Annotated in this window: 13 protein-coding genes; 11 read left to right on the forward strand and 2 right to left on the reverse strand. The window is 63.3% G+C overall.

The genetic code is table 11. The annotated features are described in order from the left end of the window. Positions 1-117: 117 nt before the first annotated feature. On the reverse strand, positions 118-1308 hold the full coding sequence (gene desA, locus E0D86_RS05920) for a delta-9 fatty acid desaturase DesA (protein ID WP_131649076.1): 1191 nt from the start codon (positions 1306-1308) through the stop codon (positions 118-120). Between the two features lie 288 nt (positions 1309-1596). Here desA and E0D86_RS05925 point away from each other — a divergent pair, with 288 nt between their 5' ends. The 10 genes from E0D86_RS05925 to E0D86_RS05970 all read left to right on the forward strand — a co-directional run bounded on the left by E0D86_RS05925 (position 1597) and on the right by E0D86_RS05970 (position 16591). Further along, the gene (locus tag E0D86_RS05925; protein ID WP_131649077.1) at positions 1597-4545 is read left to right on the forward strand and encodes a PAS domain S-box protein; all 2949 of its coding nucleotides are present in this window, start codon (positions 1597-1599) and stop codon (positions 4543-4545) included. Between the two features lie 154 nt (positions 4546-4699). Then, positions 4700-5086, forward strand: coding sequence for a response regulator (locus tag E0D86_RS05930; protein ID WP_131649078.1), 387 nt, complete (start codon positions 4700-4702; stop codon positions 5084-5086). Between the two features lie 44 nt (positions 5087-5130). After that, positions 5131-7533: a PAS domain S-box protein gene (locus tag E0D86_RS05935; protein WP_131649079.1), complete on the forward strand. Its 2403-nt coding sequence runs from the start codon at positions 5131-5133 to the stop codon at positions 7531-7533. Then, the gene (locus E0D86_RS05940; RefSeq protein WP_131649080.1) at positions 7530-7919 is read left to right on the forward strand and encodes a response regulator; all 390 of its coding nucleotides are present in this window, start codon (positions 7530-7532) and stop codon (positions 7917-7919) included. Before E0D86_RS05935 ends, E0D86_RS05940 begins: the two co-directional genes overlap by 4 nt. Then, positions 7912-9549 carry a diguanylate cyclase gene (locus E0D86_RS05945; RefSeq protein WP_131649081.1) on the forward strand — a complete coding sequence of 546 codons (1638 nt, stop codon included), beginning with the start codon at positions 7912-7914 and terminating at the stop codon, positions 9547-9549. Before E0D86_RS05940 ends, E0D86_RS05945 begins: the two co-directional genes overlap by 8 nt. Positions 9550-9696: 147 nt before the next feature. Continuing rightward, entirely contained in the window at positions 9697-12567 is a 2871-nt protein-coding gene (locus tag E0D86_RS05950; RefSeq protein WP_131649082.1) for an ATP-binding protein, read from the forward strand. Next, entirely contained in the window at positions 12564-12953 is a 390-nt protein-coding gene (locus tag E0D86_RS05955) for a response regulator transcription factor (RefSeq protein ID WP_131649083.1), read from the forward strand. Before E0D86_RS05950 ends, E0D86_RS05955 begins: the two co-directional genes overlap by 4 nt. After that, positions 12950-14080 carry a YaiO family outer membrane beta-barrel protein gene (locus E0D86_RS05960; RefSeq protein WP_131649084.1) on the forward strand — a complete coding sequence of 377 codons (1131 nt, stop codon included), beginning with the start codon at positions 12950-12952 and terminating at the stop codon, positions 14078-14080. Before E0D86_RS05955 ends, E0D86_RS05960 begins: the two co-directional genes overlap by 4 nt. Beyond that, positions 14070-15194, forward strand: a complete 1125-nt coding sequence (locus E0D86_RS05965; protein WP_131649085.1) for a HEAT repeat domain-containing protein — start codon at positions 14070-14072, stop codon at positions 15192-15194. Before E0D86_RS05960 ends, E0D86_RS05965 begins: the two co-directional genes overlap by 11 nt. Then, entirely contained in the window at positions 15191-16591 is a 1401-nt protein-coding gene (locus E0D86_RS05970; protein ID WP_131649086.1) for a glycosyltransferase family 2 protein, read from the forward strand. The genes E0D86_RS05965 and E0D86_RS05970 overlap by 4 nt, the downstream gene beginning before the upstream one ends. A gap of 190 nt (positions 16592-16781) precedes the next feature. On the opposite strand, the gene E0D86_RS05975 is transcribed toward E0D86_RS05970, so the two are convergent. Then, positions 16782-18275: an aldehyde dehydrogenase gene (locus tag E0D86_RS05975; protein WP_131649087.1), complete on the reverse strand. Its 1494-nt coding sequence runs from the start codon at positions 18273-18275 to the stop codon at positions 16782-16784. 200 nt (positions 18276-18475) lie between these two features. Between E0D86_RS05975 and E0D86_RS05980 the strand changes: the two genes are divergently transcribed. Next, positions 18476-19804: an aspartate aminotransferase family protein gene (locus E0D86_RS05980; RefSeq protein WP_131649088.1), complete on the forward strand. Its 1329-nt coding sequence runs from the start codon at positions 18476-18478 to the stop codon at positions 19802-19804. The last annotated feature ends 38 nt before the right edge of the window (positions 19805-19842 follow it).

The following is a 19842-nucleotide window of genomic DNA, read 5'->3' on the forward strand; positions in this document are numbered from 1 at the left end:
GGTACCGGCGGGGGCCCGCTGAGCAGCTGTCGCTAAAGCACCAGAATGCTGTTGAGAGAACGCCGGTAGAGCAAAGTTCCAGTTGGCGCAATTACCGCTAATTGCGCCGATCAATGGTCATCCGTGGGCGACCGCAGGCCTGAGCGAATAGGTTCGCAGATGCTCGGCGAACTCACGCAGCGACTGGATGCCGCTGGCTTCGGCGTCCTGCACCCACTGCTTGATCGCAGCGAGCATTTCGTGACCATTGGCGCTGGTGCGGGTCCAGATCTGTTGCAGCGCCAGGCGCTGTTCGTAGATCACCCGCAGCGACTGGCTCTGCTCGAGGATCACCTCGATGCGCGCCTGTTGCTCATGCTGCAGCAGGCTCGGTTCGCGGGATAGCAGCCGCTTGGCACGGCGGAACTGATGGCGCACCGATGCATCGGCGCGTTGCAGTTCAAGGCGCACCAGCGGTTTGATCACCAGCTTTCGATACTGCGCCATGATCTGGAAACGGTTGTTGAGAATCGCCATGGCGCTGTCCATGTCCAGCTGATGCTTGGGCGTGACGCGGTGTGCGATGGGCGCGGTGCGGTTGACCTTCGCCAACCCGAACAGGCTGAATAGCTTGATCCAGGCCCAGCCCATGTCGAACTCCCACCTGCGCACCGACAGCTTGGCCGAGTTCGGGTAGGTATGGTGATTGTTATGCAGTTCCTCGCCCCCGATGAGGATGCCCCAGGGCACGAGGTTGGTCGCCGCGTCGCGGCATTCAAAGTTGCGATAGCCCACGGCATGCCCTAGCCCGTTGACCACCCCGGCGGCCCAGAGCGGAATCCAGATCATCTGCACCGCCCAGACGGTCAGACCGATAACACCGAACAGCGCCAGATCGACGGCGAGCATCAGCACGATGCCCAGGTTGGGGAAGCGTGAATAAAGGTTGCGCTCGATCCAGTCGTCCGGGCAATTCTTGCCGTAGATGCGCAGGGTTTCCTCGTTCTTCGCCTCTTCCATATACAGCTCGGCACCGCGCCGCAGCACCGTGCCCAGGCCCTTCTGTACCGGGCTGTGGGGATCGTCGGGGGTTTCGCATTTGGCGTGGTGCTTGCGGTGAATGGCGGTCCACTCGCGAGTATTCATCGCCGTGGTCAGCCACAGCCAGAAACGGAAAAAGTGCTTGAGGCCTGCGTTCAGCTCGAGCGAGCGGTGTGCCGAATAACGGTGCAGGTAGACCGTGACGGCAACGATAGTCACGTGAGTCAGAAGCAACGCGGCCGCAACCACCTGCCAAGCCGAGAGGTCGAGAAAACCGGTGTACCACATAGTGTTGAACCCTCGCGGTGTAAAAGTTCAGATCCGCAGCTGCGAATCTGTTTGCATTATCTACTCTGCCTAACTGGATAAGCGTCCGCCTGTCGTCCGACGTTTATTTTTCGTTTCGGCATCTGACAGAAAAAGCCCACGCGGCCGATACTCCGGACGATCCCATCTACCAGGCAACAGATGTAGCATAAGGCCACTATTGTTTCGCCACCCTACGTGGCACTGCTTGCAGTGCAGGACAGGTAGCGCGTCGCAGCACGCCCACGCAGTACGGTGCTCAGAATCGTCATGAAAACCATCCCCCACCCCACCGACCCGCGTTGGATATTCGGCCTCTGCAGCCTGCTTCTCGCGTTGCTGTTCGGTGGCCTTGCCATCAATGATCATCAGGCGCGCGATGCCGTCTGGACGCTGCAGACGGCGCAGCAGGGCGAACTCCAGGCGCTGGCGTTGCGCAGCGCTCAGCAGGGACTGGAAGAGCAGGCCCGGTTGATCGCCAGCGCCTTGAGCGCCAGTCCGGAGACGCTTCGGCTGGTTCGCCAGGCTGACCGCGCCGTGAAGGCCGGGGCTCAGTGGGACGGCCCTCGACTGGCCCGGATCCGCGAGCAGCTGTTCAGCTCGCTCACCCCGACCTGGACGGTCATGCAAGCCCACGGCGCGCTCCAGTTACAACTGTATCTGGGCAAAACAGGCATGGCGCTGCTGCGCATGCAGGATCCCGACGCGTTCGGTGATGCGGTCGCCGACCGCCGCCCTATGCTCTACCAGGCGTTGACCCACGACCGGATCGTTTCCGGGTTGGATATCGGTCGGCGTAGCGCGGGCAACCGGGCCATCGTGCCGATCCGCGCCAGCAGCAGCCCTGAAAGCGACGTGATCGGTGCCTTGGAGGTGGGATTCGGCATCCTTCCTAACCTGACCGAACTGGGTCACCAGCTGAACGCCGGCCTGGGCCTGCTGGTGAACCGTGACGAGCTCAAGAATGTGTTCTGGACGCCTCCAGTCGGGATTCAGCTGCAAGGCCTTCCCGGCTGGCTGCTCGACACCCATTCGGCGCCGCAGATCCTGCAGTGGGCGCAACAGCGTTCGTTGCCGGTGCCAGGGTCCGGACAAGCGCTGCGCCTGCTGGAGTCTGGCGGTCGCAGTTTCGTGCTCAATCAGGTGCCGCTGCACGACGTCAGGGCGGAACACAATCCAGGGCGTCTGCCTTTCGCCGTTGCGCTGGTCTGGCGAGACATCACCCTGGCGCTGCGGGAGCAGCAGCAGGCCGAACGCCGCATTCTGATCAAATGGGGACTGGCCTGGCTGACGACCGAAGTGCTGCTGTTGATACTGGCCTTCATGCTCCACCGCCGCGGCATCGTTCAGCGTATCCATCGGATTCGCTCGACGCAGCAAGAGCGCAACCGCAAACGTCTGCTCGAGCGCGGCCAGAAAATCGCCAGCCTGCTGCCCGGCATGGTCTACCAACTGAAGCGCTCGCCGGAAGGCGCCTACAGCATGCTCTATGCCAGTGAGGGGTCGCGCGAGCTCTACGGAATAGAACCCGAGCAGCTGATCGAAGACGCACGCCATGCCTTCGCCGTGGTGTATGACCCTGATCGTCCCGCATTGCGCGCCGCGATAGAACGCTCGGCGGCCAACCTGGGCGGCGGCTCCACGCGCTACCGGATCAACCACCGCGAAAAAGGGCTGATCTGGGTCGAAGTCAGGGCGACCGCCGAGCGCCTGCGTGACGGTTCGGTGCTCTGGCATGGCTTCATCGCCGATATCACGCCCGTCATGAATACCGCGATCGCGCTCAGTGAAAGCGAGAGCCGCTTCCGCAGCATGGTCAGCAATCTGCCGGGTGTGGTCTACCGGCGTGACGGCGACGCTAATCGTACGATTCGTTATCTCAGCGACGGTATAGAGCGGCTGACGGGTTACCCGGCCAGCGATTTCCTTGCCCCCGGCACACGCCGGTTCAGCAGCCTGATCCACCCCGAAGATCGTGCCGGCCTGCAGGGCAGCGAAGCGGATCATTTCGAACGCACCTACCGGCTGATCAATGCGCGCGGCGAAACGCTCTGGGTGCAGGAAAACAGCCGCGCGCTTCGCGACGCCGACGGGCGCCTGCTGTGGTACGACGGCTTTATCTCGGATGTCAGTGCCCGTGCCCTGGCCGAGCGCGAGGCCAACGAGCGTGAACGCTACGTGCGCCTGCTGATCGCCAATGTCGTCGACGCGATCATCATCATCAACCAGCGCGGCCTGATCGAAACCTTCAACCACGCCGCCGAACGCACCTTCGGCTATAGCGAAGAGCAAGTGCTCGGGCGCAACCTGTCGATGCTGATGCCCGAGCCGCACCGCGCCGCTCACGATGGCTATCTCGAGGACTACGAGCGCCGCGGCGAAGGCCGCAGCCTGGAGCAGAACCGCGAATTGCAGGGGGTACGCCGCAATGGCGAGCGGTTCACCATCGAATTGCGTGTCTCGGAAATCAGCCATCGAGGCGAACGCAAGTTCATCGGCCTGGTGCGCGACATCACCGAGCGCAAGCGCATCGAGCAGATGAAAAGCGAGTTCGTCTCCATCGTCAGCCACGAGCTGCGCACGCCACTGACGTCGATTTCCGGCGCCCTGGGGCTGATTAACGGCGGTGCCGTCGGCGAGGTCCCGCCAGCGATCGGGCAGTTGCTCGGCATCGCGCAACAGAACAGCCAACGCCTCGGCCTGCTGATCGATGACTTGCTGGACATGGAGAAGTTGATCGCTGGCCAGATGAATTTCCAGCTGCAGACCCAGCCTCTGGCGCCGTTGCTCGAAGATTCGCTTCGCTCGAATCAGGGCTACGCTGAACAACACCGGGTGCGTCTGGAATTGGGCGAGCAGGTGGATGTGCGGGTGTCGGTGGATGAGCATCGCCTGCAGCAGGTGCTGGCGAACTTGCTCTCCAACGCAGCGAAATTCTCGCCGACTGGCGAAGTCGTAGTCTTGAGTAGCAGCCGTCGGGGCGATCAGGTCCGCGTGAGCGTCCGTGACGTTGGCCCAGGTATTCCGCAGACGTTTCGGCAGCGGATTTTCCAGAAGTTTTCCCAAGCCGATTCCTCCGACACCCGCCAGAAAGGCGGTACCGGCCTTGGCCTGGCGATCAGCAAGGAGCTGATCGAGCACATGCACGGACGCATCGGTTTCGATTCCGAACTGGGCCAGGGTGCCTGCTTCTGGTTCGAACTGCCTGTTCAGGATTAGGGTTTGTTGACGTTTCGTTCGCGACCGTGACGAAACGTCAGCAGATGCTGGTGATGACAGGCTATTTTTTCATTGTGCCGCGTCAGTCGGCGGGCAAGCTGGCACACTGCTCGCCTGATCGTTCGCAAGGCGCACTGGCCGACGGAGGCACCGCATGACCGAGCTGAAACGGATACTCCACGTCGAGGACGATCCTTCCATACAGGCGGTGACGAAAGTCGCACTGGAAGCCATCGGCGGCTATCAGGTACGGTCTTGCTCGTCCGGCCTGCAGGCGCTGGAGGAGGTCGAAGAGTTCGATCCCCACTTCATTCTGCTCGATGTGATGATGCCCGGTATGGGCGGCGCCGAAACCCTGACCCGGCTCAGCGAGCGGATCGACCTGACTCAGGTACCGGTCGCCTTCATGACCGCCAAGGTCCAGCCGGGGGAAATAGAACATTTGCGCAAGCTCGGCGCGCGCGACGTGATTATCAAACCCTTCGATCCGATGCGCTTGGCCAGCCAGATTCGCGCAATCTGGGATTCCGGTCGCGCATGAGTCGACGGCGTCCAGCCCTCAAACAAGTGAGACAGGTCAGCCAGATGGAGCCACCGAAAGCGATGCCGGCACCCTCGCCACCGCGCGAGCTGTCTCGACTCGCCGCGCTGTTGCGTTACGAGATTCTCGACACGCCAGATGAATCCGCCTTCGACGATTTCACCCAACTGGCCTCGTATATTTGCGACACACCGATCGCGCTGATCTCGCTGGTCGACGACCATCGTCAGTGGTTCAAGAGCCGCCTCGGTCTGGACGTCAGCGAAACCCCTCGCGGCATTTCCTTCTGCACCCACACCATCGAGGGTGACGGCCTTTTCGAAGTCCATGACGCACAACGGGACCAGCGCTTTCGCCACAACCCGCTGGTGACCGGCGAGCCGCACATCCGCTTCTATGCCGGCGCGCCGCTAACCACGCCGGATGGCTACAACCTCGGCACTCTGTGCGTGATCGACCGGCAACCGCGCCGCCTGAGCGAAGGCCAGCGCGACGCATTGATGCGCCTGAGTCGGCAGATCATGCGCTTGTTCGAGGAACGTCTGCAGGGGCACCGCTACGCCGAGCAGGCGGCGCTGCACCAGGCCCTGCTCAACAGCGCCGCCAGTGCGATGGTGCTGACCACCGCTGACGGCCGAATTTCGGGCGTCAACCCGACCGCCGTGCGCCTGTTCGGGTATTCCGAGCGGATGCTGATCGACCGTTCACTGACCACGGCACTGTTCCCGCTGGATGCCCTGGTCCGACGCGCCGCCATTCTCAGCAACGAACTGGGTGAGACCGTCGAGCCGGGATTTGCCGTGCTCATCGCGCCGCTGATCGAAGGGCGGCGTGAAATGCGTGAGTGGCGTCTGTTGCACCGAAACGGCAACAGCGTGCCGGTGCTGCTGAACGTCTCGGCGATCCATGACGAACACGAACAGCTGCACGGTTATATCGTCAGCGCCTATGACCTGGCCCATCAGGAGAACCTGCAGCTACGTTTGCAGCAGATCGCCGCGCAGGTACCGGGCCTGCTGTTCCAGTTCTGCTGGCGCCCCGACGGCAGCAGCTCGTTTCCCTATCTCAGCGAAGGGCTCGAGGACATCTACGGATTGAGTGCCGCCGAAATGGCACCGAGCATCGCGCCGATCTATTCCCGGGTTCATTTGGATGATCGCGCGCGCGTGCTGGCGAGCATACGACATGCCGCCGCTACCCTGACGCCCTGGCATTTCGAGCACCGCATCGACCACCCGCGCAAAGGCGTCATCTGGGTCGAGGCGCGCGCCACGCCGATGCGCCAGGCGGATGGATCGGTGCTCTGGCACGGTCTGGTGACCGATATCACCGAACGCAAGGCCGAGCAGACCGAACTGGACAAACAGCAGGAAATGAACCGACGCCTGCTCGAAGCGCTGTCCGAAGCCGTGGTGGCCTGCGATGCCGAAGGCAACCTGACGCTGTTCAACAATACCGCGCGGCTCTGGTATGGCCTGGACGCAGCGCAGCTCTCACCGGAACAGTGGCCGGAGTATTACCGCCTCTTTCAGGCGGACGGCGTGACGCCGATGCCCTATGACCAGGTCCCGCTGCTGCGTGCGCTGCGTGGCGAACGCATCCGCAACCAGGAGATGACGATCGTAGTGCACGGCACGGCCCGGCACGTGCTGGCCAATGCCGATCCGATGTTCGCATCCGACGGCCAGCAGAATGGCGCGGTAGTGGTGCTGCACGACATCACCGAGCGCAAGCAGGTCGAGATTCTGCAGCGCGACTTCGTCTCGACCGTCAGCCACGAGCTGCGCACGCCGCTGACCTCCATTACCGCCTCGCTGGGGCTGATCTGTGGCGAGATCGTCGGCGAGGTGCCCGCGCATCTGCAGGAGCTGTTGGACATCGCTCACCAGAACAGCAAGCGCCTGAGTGCGCTGATCGACGACCTGCTGGATATCGACAAGCTCTATGCCGGCAAGATGCGTTTCGAAATGCAGCGGCAACCCTTGCAGCCGTTGCTGGAGCAGGCGCTGCGCAGCAACCAGGGCTACGCCGAGAGCTACACTGTCAGTATCGAGTTGGGGAGCTGCCCGGCCGTGTCGATCGAGGTCGACACGATGCGTCTGGAGCAGGTATTGAGCAACCTGCTGTCCAACGCCGCCAAGTATTCTCCGCCCGGCGAAACCATCGAGCTATGGGCCGAAACGGTCGATGACGCCAAGGTGCGTGTCAGCGTGCGCGACAAGGGGCCGGGGATCGCCGATACCTTCCGCGAGCGCATATTCAGCAAGTTCGCTCAGGCGGATTCGTCGGACACGCGCCAGCAAGGCGGCACCGGCCTTGGCCTGGCCATCAGCAAGGAGCTGATCGAGCATATGCACGGACAGATCGGTTTCGACTCGATACCCGGCGCAGGCGCCTGCTTCTGGTTCGAGTTGCCTTGCTATCCGCCGCAGGAGACTCGGCTGTGAGGCCATTGCAGCGGATTCTTCACGTCGAGGATGTGCCATCCATTCAGGTGGTGACCCGCATCGCCCTGGAGAAGCTCGGCGGCTTCGAGGTGCTCAGCTGCGCGTCCGGGCAGGAGGCGCTGGCGCGCGCCCAGCGGTTCGCGCCAGACATGATTCTGCTCGATGTGATGCTGCCGCAGATGGGCGGCCTGGAGCTGCTGCGCCAGCTCTCGTCATTGCTCGATCTGCAGCACACACCGGTCGTGTTGCTGACCGGGCAGCAGGAAGAGCCCGCCAGCCCTGCCGAGCTGCGCCAACTCGGCGTGCGCAAGCTGCTGAGAAAGCCCTTCGATCCCCTGCAACTGTCCGCACAATTAAAAGACGTATGGAATGCCGAACATGAGTGACAGCGCCCGCGAAGCGCTGCAAAGCCAATTGCAGGCGCTGAATGAGAAATTCGCCGAACGCCTGAGCGACGAGCTGGCGGAACTCGAGCACCTCGTCGAGCAGCTGTCGCAGGCTGACGAGCCGGAGCAACGCCGGCAGCGGATGCTCGACCTCCATGAACGCTTGCATCGCCTTGCCGGCACCGCGGGCACCTTCGGTTTCACCGCGCTGGGGCAGCGGTCACGGTTGCTGGAGCAGAGCGCGGACGGCTGGCTGCAAGCCGCCAACCCCGATCCGCAGCTGCTTGTCGAGTTCGCCCAGGCAGTTCGCCAGCTGGCCACCGATGCACCGCTCAGCGACTCGGCCAGCACCTCGCTCGACCAGCCCGAAGCGCACGAACCGCCGGCCGCTCATCGCATCTACCTGCTTGAAAGCGATCCCGCGGCGGGCCAGGAGATGTGCCAAACCCTCGGCAACTTTGGCTACGAGGTGCTGCTGTTTCAGGAAATCGCCTTGTTGCGAACGGCCATGAACGGACAGCTGCCGAACGCCCTCATCATCAGCCGGCACGATGGCGAACTCGAGCAGGTGAGCGCACTGCAGCAAACCCTGGAATCGCCGCTGCCGCTACTGGTGATCGATCATCGCGAGGATTTCGCCAGTCAGTTGGCCGCCGTACGGGCGGGCGCAAAGGGCTACTTCACGCGCCCAGTGGATGTCACACGGCTGGAGAATCGCCTCGAAAATTGCCTCAATCTACAGCTGAACGAGCCCTATCGCGTGCTTATCATCGACGACGACGTCGATCTGGCCGCTCGTTACAGCCTCGTACTGCGTAACTCGCAAATGCTGGTGCAGACCCTGACCGATCCCGGCGAGCTGTTCGAGGTCATGCGCACGTTCAACCCTGAAATCCTCTTGCTCGACGTCAACATGCCAGAGCTCTCCGGCCCGGAGCTGGCGCAGATCATCCGCCTGAACGACGATTGGCTACGGGTGACCATCATCTATCTGTCGGCCGAAACCGACGTCAATCGGCAAATGGCGGCCTTGCTCAAGGCCGGCGACGATTTCATCACCAAACCCATCAGCGACAACGCGCTGATCGCCGCCGTGTTCTCCCATGCCCAGCGCGCCCGATCGCTGAGCACGGCGCTTTCACGCGACAGCCTGACTGGACTGCTCAAGCACGCCGACATCAAGGAGCATGTGGCCCTGGAAGTGGAGCGCTCGCTGCGCAGCGGCAATCCGGCCAGCGTGGTGATGCTCGACCTCGACCACTTCAAGCAGGTCAACGACCAGTACGGCCATGCCGCCGGTGACAACGTGATCCGCTCGCTGGCCAATCTGATGCACCAACGGTTGCGCCGCATCGACAGCCTGGGCCGCTACGGCGGCGAGGAGTTCGTAGCGGTACTGCCCAACTGTACCGCTGAGCAGGCACGGCAGATTTTCGACGAGATCCGCCAGCGCTTCGCGGAGCTGCGCTTTCACGCGAGCGAGCGGACATTCAACGTCACCCTCAGCGCCGGTATCAGCGCCACCGATGGCCATGCGAGCGCCAGCACCTTGTTGGAGCACGCCGACCAAGCGCTCTATGCTGCCAAGCACAAGGGCCGCAACCGGATCGAAATCGCCCAGCCGAAGTGATCGCTGCGCCGGGGCGCGCGAACCGCTGCATGGCGATCGACTCTAACTAAAACTGCCTGAAGCTGGCGATTGGGTATCTTCACGCCGAATGCTGCGAACCCACTCGCCGCGACACTGACAAACGTTACCGGCGAAAGGAGCTCCGCTTTGCCTGCAAAGCCCGCGACAAGCTGGCATTCACTCGCTTTCCTGGTCGCTTTCGTTCTGCTCGTCGCACTCGGCTGGCAAGGCAAGCGCAGTCAGGAAGCGCTGCTGGAAGCCAACCAGTCGGTCAAACACAGCCTGGAAGTCATCACGGCTACCCAGGCGATACTGTCGTCGCTGCAGGATATCGAGACCGGCGTTCGTGGCTTCGTTCTAACCGGCGAGCGCACCTACCTGGAGCCCTACGAGCGCGGCCTGATGCAGCTGGAGCAGCATCGCCGCAGGCTACAGATGCTCACCCGCGATTCCACATACCCCGCCCCGCCATGGTTTGACCGGCTCGACGAAAAAATAGCCGAGCGCCTGCTGATCGCCGCCGACAATATCCAGACGCGCCGTGATACCGGCTTGCAAACCGCAGCCGCCTACCACGCGCAAGCCGGGGGCAAAGAGGTCATGGATCAGCTCCGAGTATTGCTCACCGCGGTGGAACAACACGAGCGCCGTCACCTCGCCGCGGGCAACCGCGCCGTGGCCGAGACCGTCGAGCACAACCGGCAATTCGCGCTGATCGGCAGTTTGCTGGTGGTCATCCTGTTTCTCGCCGCCATGTGGTCGGTCCGGCGCAATCTACGGCTGCGCCAGGCGCTGACGGTCAAGGCGCAAGCCGGCGAGGCGCGCCTGGGCGCGCTGTTGCAAGCGATTCCGGACAACCTCTACGCCGTTGATGACGCGCATCGGGTATCTGCCCTGTCCCAGCCGAACGACAGGCGCGGCCCATCGCCTGGGGCAATCGAGCCATTGCTGGCAGGGTTGCTGCCGCAGGCGGACGACGCTCCGAAGCTGCGCCATACAACCTGGTGCGAGCTCGAACGGCAACGGATATTCGAGGTACGGCTGGCGCCTACCGGGCTCGGCGACCACTTGGCCATCGCCCGCGACATCACCGAACTGCAGCGCAGCCGGGATACCCTCGAAGATCAAAAGACCTACATGCGACGGGTCGCCGATACCAATGAAAACTTGATTTTCGTACGCGACGAGACTGGCCGCTTCGTGCTCTGCAACCGCGCGTTTTCCGCTCTGCTCGATTATTCACCCGAAGCCATCGAGCAGCATCGAGCCGACGAGATTACCGGCGCACAGCTGTTGTTGCCGCTATTGCAAGGCGAAACCGAACTGTTGAGCGGCGGCGGCGAGTTGCGTATCACCGAAGTGAACATCACCGATGCGCACGGCCACGAGCGCTGGCTGCAAGTGGTCAAGCGGCCCATGACGATGACCAATGGCGCCTGCCATATCGTTACCGTTGCGGTCGATATTTCGCTGCGCAGACGCGTGGAACAGATGAAGGGTGAGTTCATCTCTACCGTCAGCCATGAATTGCGCACGCCGCTGACCGCCATTCGCGGCGCGCTGGGCATGCTGGTCGGCGGCGTGGCCGGTGAGATCGGTGAGGGCGCGCGGCCTTTGCTGGATATCGCGCACAAGAACAGCGAGCGTCTGGTACGCCTGATCAACGACATTCTCGACATCGAAAAGCTCGAAGCGGGGCATCTGTCGTTCCACTACAGCCGCTGCGATGTACGCGCGCTGTTAGAACAGACCCTGCTGGATCTCAAGCCATACGGCGATGACTATGGCGTCGGCCTGGCGCTCGTGGCCCCGGACGACACCGGGCCGATCGAGGCGACCGTCGACCCGGACAGATTCGCCCAGGTGATGGCCAATCTGCTGTCCAACGCGATCAAACATTCGCCTCACGGCGGCGTGGTCAGCGTCGATCTGCATCGCGACGGCAGTGACCTGGAGATCGGTATCCAGGATCAGGGACAGGGCATCCCGGAAAGCTTCCGCTCACGCATATTCGAACGTTTCGCTCAGGCCGATTCGTCCGATACGCGCCAGCGCGGCGGCACCGGGCTGGGGCTGGCGATCACCCGTTCGCTGGTACAGCAGATGCAGGGACAGATCGGCTTCGACTCGCAAGAGGGCCAGGGCACGCGGTTCTGGCTGCGATTACCGTTGCCGCCGCAACAGCCCGCGAGCCCGCCTGCGCCACTCCAGCCAATATCGGCCACCAGTGCGCAGCGTTCCGCGGCTCGCATTCTGGTACTCGAACCCGATGCGCCCGCTGCCGAACAGCTGGCCAATGCGCTGCAACACCATGGCTACTCGACCCTGATCGCCGAGACAGCAGTCCAGGCTCGCGACCTGCTGGCCGTATACAGCATCCAGGCGCTGACCTTGAGCCCCGCGCTGAGCGATGAGAACAGCATTGCCTTTCTGCACAACTTGCGCAGCCAGAGCGCCTATCGCCACCTGCCGGTGCTCATCGTCAGCCTGCAACCCCAGCGGCGCGACAATGACGACGGCGCGCTGCGCGGCGGCGCAGTGGGCGTGATCGACTGGCTGCACAAGCCGATCGACCCATCGCGGGTGATGGAGGTGGTTCGCGCCTGCCTGGATACCAGCGACGCTCGCCCGCGGATTCTGCACGTCGAGGACGACGAGGATCTGCGCATATTGCTGGCACGGCAGATCGCGCCGCTGGACATTGATCTGCAGGGCGCGGCCACCCTGGCCGAAGCCCGCGAGCGAATCGCCGCGCAACGCTACGACCTGGCGATCATCGACCTGATGTTGCCCGACGGTAACGGCAGCGAGCTCTTCGATCAGCTGGCCAAAACCGTCCCACCCCCGCCGGTCATCATCTTTTCCGCGCTGGACTCGCCTGTGCATGACAGTCGCCTGGCCATGCGCCAGCTGATCAAATCGCGCCACGACGGCCACGAGTTGGCCAACCTGATCCAGCACATGCTCCAACACTGGCCACCTGGCCATACTTCCGATTCTGACGAGGTCAACGCATGAGTGATTCCGGCACCCAGCGCATTCTGATGGTGGAGGACGAGGAGGATATCGCCTTCCTCATCCGTTTCATGCTCGAGCGGCACGGATTCACCGTCGAACATGCCGCAGATGGTCGCCAGGCCATCGAAAAGATCACTGCCTCGGCGCCACCCGACCTGACCCTGATGGATATCATGCTGCCCTACCACGACGGTCTCGAACTGATCGAACGGCTGCGGGCGCAACCTGGCTGGGACCGCGTGCCAGTGCTGATGCTTACCGCCAAGGCCCGCGAAGTGGACATCGTTCGGGCGCTGGAGCTGGGCGCCGATGATTACGTGACCAAGCCCTTCCAGCCGGAGGAGCTGCTGGCGCGTATCCGCCGCCTGTTAAGGAGGCCGCGATGAAACGACTGGCTCTTTTGGTAACCGTTTCCCTGCTGCCATCGCTGGCGATCGCCGATCTCTCCACTGCCCAGCGCCAGGTCGAGGCGCAGCAGTTCGATGCTGCCGAGGCGACCCTACAAGCTCATCTGGCACACCAGCCCGACGACAGCGAAGCGCAATTTCTGCTGGCACGCGTGCTCGCCTGGCAGGGCGCGCCCGAGCAGGCACTGCCGCTGTATGAAAGGCTGCTGCAACGCGCCCCAGACAATGCCGACTACCTGCTCGGTCAGGGCCAGGCGCTGCTTTGGGCCGGACGGCCGCAGAGGGCATTGATCTCGCTGGAGCGGGCAGCGGAGACAGCGCCAGATTACGTCGAAGTCCAACAGGTGATGCAGCAGGCACGTGCCGCGTTGACCTCTCCGGTTACCGCCACCGCGCCAGCTGCCACTGCGCCGACCCAGCGACGCCACGAACTCGAATTGTCGGCCCGCCAGGACTGGCTAGACAGCGGCTTCGACAACTGGCGCAGCCAGCGTCTGGATTACGCCTCGACGCAACCGGAAGGCCTCGGCTGGTACGGCGCGCTACTGCGCGAGCAACGTTTCGGCGAATGGGACCAGGGCGCCGAAGCCGGCGCGGTAATCCCGCTGGGCGAAAACTGGACGCTGCAATCGGAGATTGGCTATCAGCCATCGCCTTACTTCCTGCCTGAGTGGCACGCCGATGCCCGTCTGCAACGGCGCCTACCAGCCGGCTTTCTCGGTGCCGCCAGCGTTCGGCGTACCGAGTACGAAACGACCCGAGTCGATCGTCTGGCCCTTAGCGCCGAGCGTTACTGGAACTCCTGGCGCGCCGGTTACACGCTGAACGTCACCGACGTGGCCAACGCAGGAACGCCGATCGGTCACGATCTAGCATTGGATTACTACTACGCTGGGCTCAGCTATGCCGGCCTTCGCCTGACGGTCGGCGAGGAAGAAGCTGTCGAGGAGCAGCAGCTGATTACCAGCGATGTGCGTGCCATCAGCCTGCAAGGCCGCCATTGGCTGGACCGCCACTGGGCGCTGTCCTGGGAGCTCGGCCACCACCGCCAGGGTGACTACTACACGCGCCGCTGGCTGCAACTCGGCCTGCGGCATGCTTTTTGAGTTCGTGGCGAACTGCCCGACCTGGCTCTGCGAATCGCCGCGCCAGGCGTGGCGGGCGGTCTGGCCGGAAGATGCCATGCTGCAATTGGCGCTTTACTGTGCGCTAGGCTTGGCCGGGCTCACCTTGCTGGTGATGCTGCAGGTACTGCTGCTGGGCGAGGTGGCCCGCCGGCGCTCAGCGCGACGGCAACAGTTCAACGACCAATGGCGCCCTTTCTTCGCCCTTTGCAGCCTCGGCGATACGCTGCCCGAGCCTTTGCCTGTGCTACCACGCGGTCGCCAGCTGTGGTTTTTGCTGCAATGGAACCGCACCCAGCTTCAATTGCGCGGCGCGGCGCGGGAGCGGATGAATCGTGCGCTGGTCGCGCTGAACATGGACCGTAGGGCGCTGGCGCTGCTACGCGGGCGCGTGCAGCGCAAACTGATCGGCCTGACCTGCCTGCGCCATCTGGCCGACCCGGCCCACTGGGAGGCGGTGCAGCCATTACTCATGAGTCGCAACATGATCGTCTCGCTGGCCGCGGCGCAGACGCTGATCGCCATGGACGCCGCCCGCGCGATGCATCTGATCCTGCCCGCCGCCGCGGCACGTCCCGACTGGGCGCTGCCACGTCTGGCCAACCTTTGCCAGCAAGCCGGCGAACAGGCCGTCACCACGCCGCTGCTGATCACGCTGTCGAGCTCCGAAGACCCGCGCCGCGAGCGGCTGATCCCGCTGCTGGTCCATGGCGATCCCCGCCATGCGGCGCCCTGGGCACGGGTACGGCTCGAAGAGGACTCCGCGCCGGAGCAGCTGCAGATCGCGTTGCGCTGCCTTTGCGAACTGGGCGATCCGCGTGACCGTCCCCTACTGCTACGCGCGCTCAGGCACAGCCACGCCGATGTTCGGCTGGGAGCACTGCAGGCGCTGCACAAGCAGGCGCGCGATGACGACAGCGAGCTGTTCCTGCCCCTGCTTGGCGATCACAGCTGGTGGGTCCGTCAAACCGCTGCGGACTGTCTGGCAACGCTGCCACGCAACACGCCCGAACGGCTCCAGGCGCTGCTCGCGCAGGTGGAAGATCGCTACGGACGGGACGCACTGCGCCGTGCTATCGCCGAGGTGCGCCGATGAGCATCGACTGGCTGTGGTGGTTGCAACTGGGCTTCATCCTCTATTTCCTGCTGCTCAACGGCATGTATCTGCTGCTTAACCTGCTGTCGATGGTCAGCCTGATGAGCTACATCCGTCAGCGCGCCGAAACCGGGGAGATCGCGCCTTATCTCGGCGTCGAGCCGCCGGTCTCGATACTGATGCCAGCATTCAACGAGGAAGCGACGATCCGTACCTCGGTGCGGTCGATGCTGCAGCTGCAGTACCCAGAATTCGAAGTCGTGGTCATCAACGATGGTTCGAAGGACAACACCCTGGCCGTGCTGATCGATGAGTTCGAACTGGTGCCGCATCCCGAACCGCTTCGCCAGGCCGTGGCCCATCAGCCGGTGCAGGCCATCTATCGCTCGCGGCGCTACGCCAATTTACGGGTAATCGACAAAGCCAACGGCGGCAAGGCCGACGCGCTGAATGCGGGCATCAATGCCGCGCGGTACGGGTTGTTCTGTGGCGTCGATGCCGACTCCATTCTCCAGCGCGACAGCCTGCTGCGGGTGGTCCAGCCCTTTCTCGAAGACGAGCGCACCATCGCTGCGGGCGGCACCGTGCGCATTGCCAACGGCTCGCAGGTACGCGGCGGATTCCTGATCCGCGCTGGACTGCCAAGCAACTGGCTGGCGCGCTTTCAGATCGTCGAATACCTGCGTGCCTTTCTCTTCGGTCGCCTCGGCTGGTCGCCAATGAACGCGGTACTGATCATCTCAGGAGCCTTCGGCCTGTTCGACCGCGAGCGGGTCATGGCGGTTGGCGGCTATCGCACCGACACGGTCGGCGAGGACATGGAGCTGGTGGTGCGGCTGCATCGTTACCATCGCGAGCGACGCATTCCCTACCGCATCCGCTATCTGCCCGACCCGATCTGCTGGACTGAGTGCCCGGAAGACATCGGCACCCTTGGCCGCCAGCGCAGCCGCTGGCAGCGCGGGTTGGCAGAGAGTCTTGGCCGTCACGCGCGCCTCGCTTTCAGCCGGCGCGGGGGTACACCGGGGTGGCTGGCCTGGCCGTTCATGGCACTGTTCGAATGGCTGGGACCGCTGATCGAGGTGGTCGGCTACGGTTTCATGATCAGCGGGTTCGTACTCGGGGTGGTGTCCTACCCGGCGTTGGCTGCTTTCCTGCTGGTGGCCATCGGCATGGGCATCCTGCTGTCAGTCAATGGCCTGCTGCTGGAAACCATGTCGTTCCGCGTCTACGAACGTCGCCGCGATATGCTGCGGCTGTTCATCATGGCCGTGCTGGAAAACTTCGGTTATCGCCAGTTGAACACACTCTGGCGTTGCCGCGGGCTGTGGCAATGGTTTTCACGACGCAAACATCAGTGGGGCGCAATGCGCCGCAGCGGGCGCTGGGGGCAGTAGTCAGCTGGAAGCGAATAGACTGGCGCGGGGCTGAGCAACGTCCAAGGTTTGCCTACATAGCCTGAAGGCTACTGCTCAGCTTCACGTGCGGTCACGGTTCATCGATCCACGGCAGCAGAGTGGATGTGGGGAAGCGATATCCACTCTGCTGAGGCATCTGGCTTTCCGCTTCAATCTAACAGCTGCTCCATCAAAGCTTTATCCACGTCGCCTTCAGCTCGGTGTACTTATCGAAGGCATGCAGCGACTTGTCGCGGCCATTTCCGGACTGCTTGAAGCCACCGAACGGCGCGGTCATGTCGCCGCCGTCGTACTGGTTGACCCAGACGCTGCCAGCCCGTAGTGCTTTGGCCGTCAAATGCGCCTTGGACAGATCCGCCGTCCACACCGCCGCGGCGAGGCCATACGGGGTGTCGTTGGCAATGGCGACGGCTTCGGCCGCCGTATCGAAGGTGATCACCGACAGCACCGGGCCGAAGATTTCCTCCTGAGCGATCTTCATCGCGTTGCTCACGCCATCGAAGATGGTCGGCTCGACATACAGCCCACCGGTGTCTTCCAGGGTCCGCTGACCGCCGATTAGCACCTGGGCGCCGTCGTTGCGGCCGGCTTCGATGTAGCCGAGCACGGTATCCAGTTGCTGGGTATCGACCAGCGCGCCGACATTGGTCGCGGGGTCCAGCGGGTTGCCCGGCTGCCAGCCCTTGAGCGCCTCGACCACCATCGGCAGGAAGCGCTCCTTGACCGAACTTTCCACCAGCAGCCGCGAGCCGGCGGTGCAGACCTCGCCCTGGTTGAAGGCGATGGCGCTCGCTGCTGAGCGCGCCGCCGCTGCCAGGTCCGGTGCGTCGGCGAAAACGATGTTCGGGCTCTTGCCACCGGCCTCCAGCCAGACGCGCTTCATGTTCGATTCGCCAGCGTAGATCATCAATTGCTTGGCAACTCGCGTGGAACCGGTGAATACCAGCGTATCGACGTCCATGTGCAGCGCCAGCGCCTTGCCCACGGTGTGGCCGTAGCCCGGCAGCACGTTGAGCACGCCGGCCGGAATGCCTGCCTCGATCGCCAGTTGCGCCACGCGGATCGCACTGAGCGGCGATTTCTCGGACGGCTTGAGCACCACCGAGTTACCGGTAGACAGCGCCGGGCCGAGCTTCCAGCAGGCCATCATCAGCGGGAAATTCCACGGCACGATGGCTGCTACCACGCCAACCGGCTCGCGAGTGACCAGGCCTAGCTGGTCGTGCGGAGTCGCCGCCACTTCATCGTAGATTTTGTCGATCGCCTCACCGCTCCAGCGCAGCGCCCGCGCCGCACCCGGAATATCCACACCCAGCGCATCGCTGATCGGCTTGCCCATGTCGAGGGTTTCCAGCAATGCCAGCTCCTCGGCATTAGCTTCAAGCAGGTCGGCGAAGCGGATCATCACCGCCTTGCGCTTGGCCGGCGCCAGGCGCGACCAGACACCCGATTCAAAAGCCATCCGCGCACTGAGCACGGCGCGGTCGGCATCGGCCTCGTCGCAGCTCGCCACTTGCGCCAGTACGCGACCATCGACCGGGCTGATGCAATCGAAACCAGCGGCAGCACTGGATGCGGTGTATTCGCCCTGAATGAAGGCCCGGCCTTCGATGCGCAGGTCGCGGGCACGCTGTTGCCAGTCGGCGAGTGTCAGGGTGGTCATGGGGCGTCCTCGGTAACAGTCGAATAATCAGAAAGGCACCCTAAACCAGCGGCGCCAGCCCTATCAATATTTTTTACGCAGGCGCGGATTTTGCCTTGTTTTGTTCGATTTATTAAACATAGACTCGCCGAAGCCGCTGTGCGTCTGCAATGACGTCGCGTTACAGCATAGTCGTCAAAACTGCCCTTCCGGAGCTAGTCATGGCTAACGATCTGCACCCCACCGCCTCTGCCGAACATTTCTGGATGCCTTTCACCGCCAACCGCCAGTTCAAGGGCAGCCCGCGCCTGCTGGAGCGCGCCGAAGGCATGTACTACACCGACAGCGACGGTCGGCAGGTGATCGATGGGACGGCTGGGCTTTGGTGCTGTAATGCCGGTCATGGGCGCCGGGAAATCACCGAGGCGGTGAGCCGGCAGATCGCTCAGATGGATTTCGCGCCGACTTTTCAGATGGGCCATCCGCTGCCCTTCGAGTTGGCCGAACGGCTGACACAAATTAGTCCGACGGGCCTGAACCGTGTGTTCTTCACCAACTCCGGGTCCGAGGCGGCCGACACCGCATTGAAAGTCGCCCTGGCCTATCAACGTGCTATCGGCCAGGGCAGCCGCTCCCGGTTGATCGGCCGTGAGCTGGCCTATCACGGCGTCGGCTTCGGCGGCGTTTCGGTCGGCGGCATGGGCAACAACCGCAAGGCGTTCGGCAATTCGCTGCTACCGGGCGTCGATCATCTGCCGCATACACTGGATCTGCAGCGCAACGCGTTCAGCCGTGGCCTGCCGCAACATGGCGCGGAGAAAGCCGATGAGCTGGAGCGGCTGGTCGCCCTGCATGGCGCAGAAAACATCGCCGCCGTAATCGTTGAACCCATGTCAGGCTCGGCGGGCGTGATATTGCCGCCTGTGGGCTATCTGCAACGCCTGCGCGAGATTACCGCCAGGCACGGCATCCTGCTGATCTTCGACGAAGTGATCACCGGTTTCGGCCGCGTCGGCGGGGCCTTCGCCGCCCAGCGCTGGGGCGTCACGCCGGACATCATTACCTGCGCCAAAGGCCTGACCAACGGCGCGATTCCAATGGGCGCGGTGCTGGTTTCCGAACAGATCCACGATGCTTTTATGCAGGGTCCGGAAAGCATCATCGAGTTTTTCCACGGCTACACCTATTCGGGCCACCCGGTGGCCTGCGCTGCGGCCCTGGCAACTCTGGAGATCTATCAGCGGGAAAATCTGTTTCAGAAGGCCATCGAGATAGAAGGCTACTGGCAGGAATCGCTGTTCAGCCTGCAGGACCTGCCGAACGTGATCGACATCCGTACCACGGGGCTGGTTGGCGGCATCCAGTTCGCCACCCATGTCGACGGCGTTGGCAAGTGCGGCTACGAGGTGTTCCGTCAGTGCTTCGAGGATGGTCTGCTGGCCCGCGCCAGTGGCGACACCATCGCTCTGTCACCGGCGCTGATCGTCGAGCGCGAACACATCGACGCGATGATCGAACGCCTCGCCGATGCGATCCGCAAGGCTGCCTGACAGACGCCGAAGCAAATGGCCCGACACGTCATGCTGGG

Source organism: Pseudomonas sp. IC_126, assembly GCF_004331835.1.
Lineage (GTDB): Bacteria > Pseudomonadota > Gammaproteobacteria > Pseudomonadales > Pseudomonadaceae > Stutzerimonas.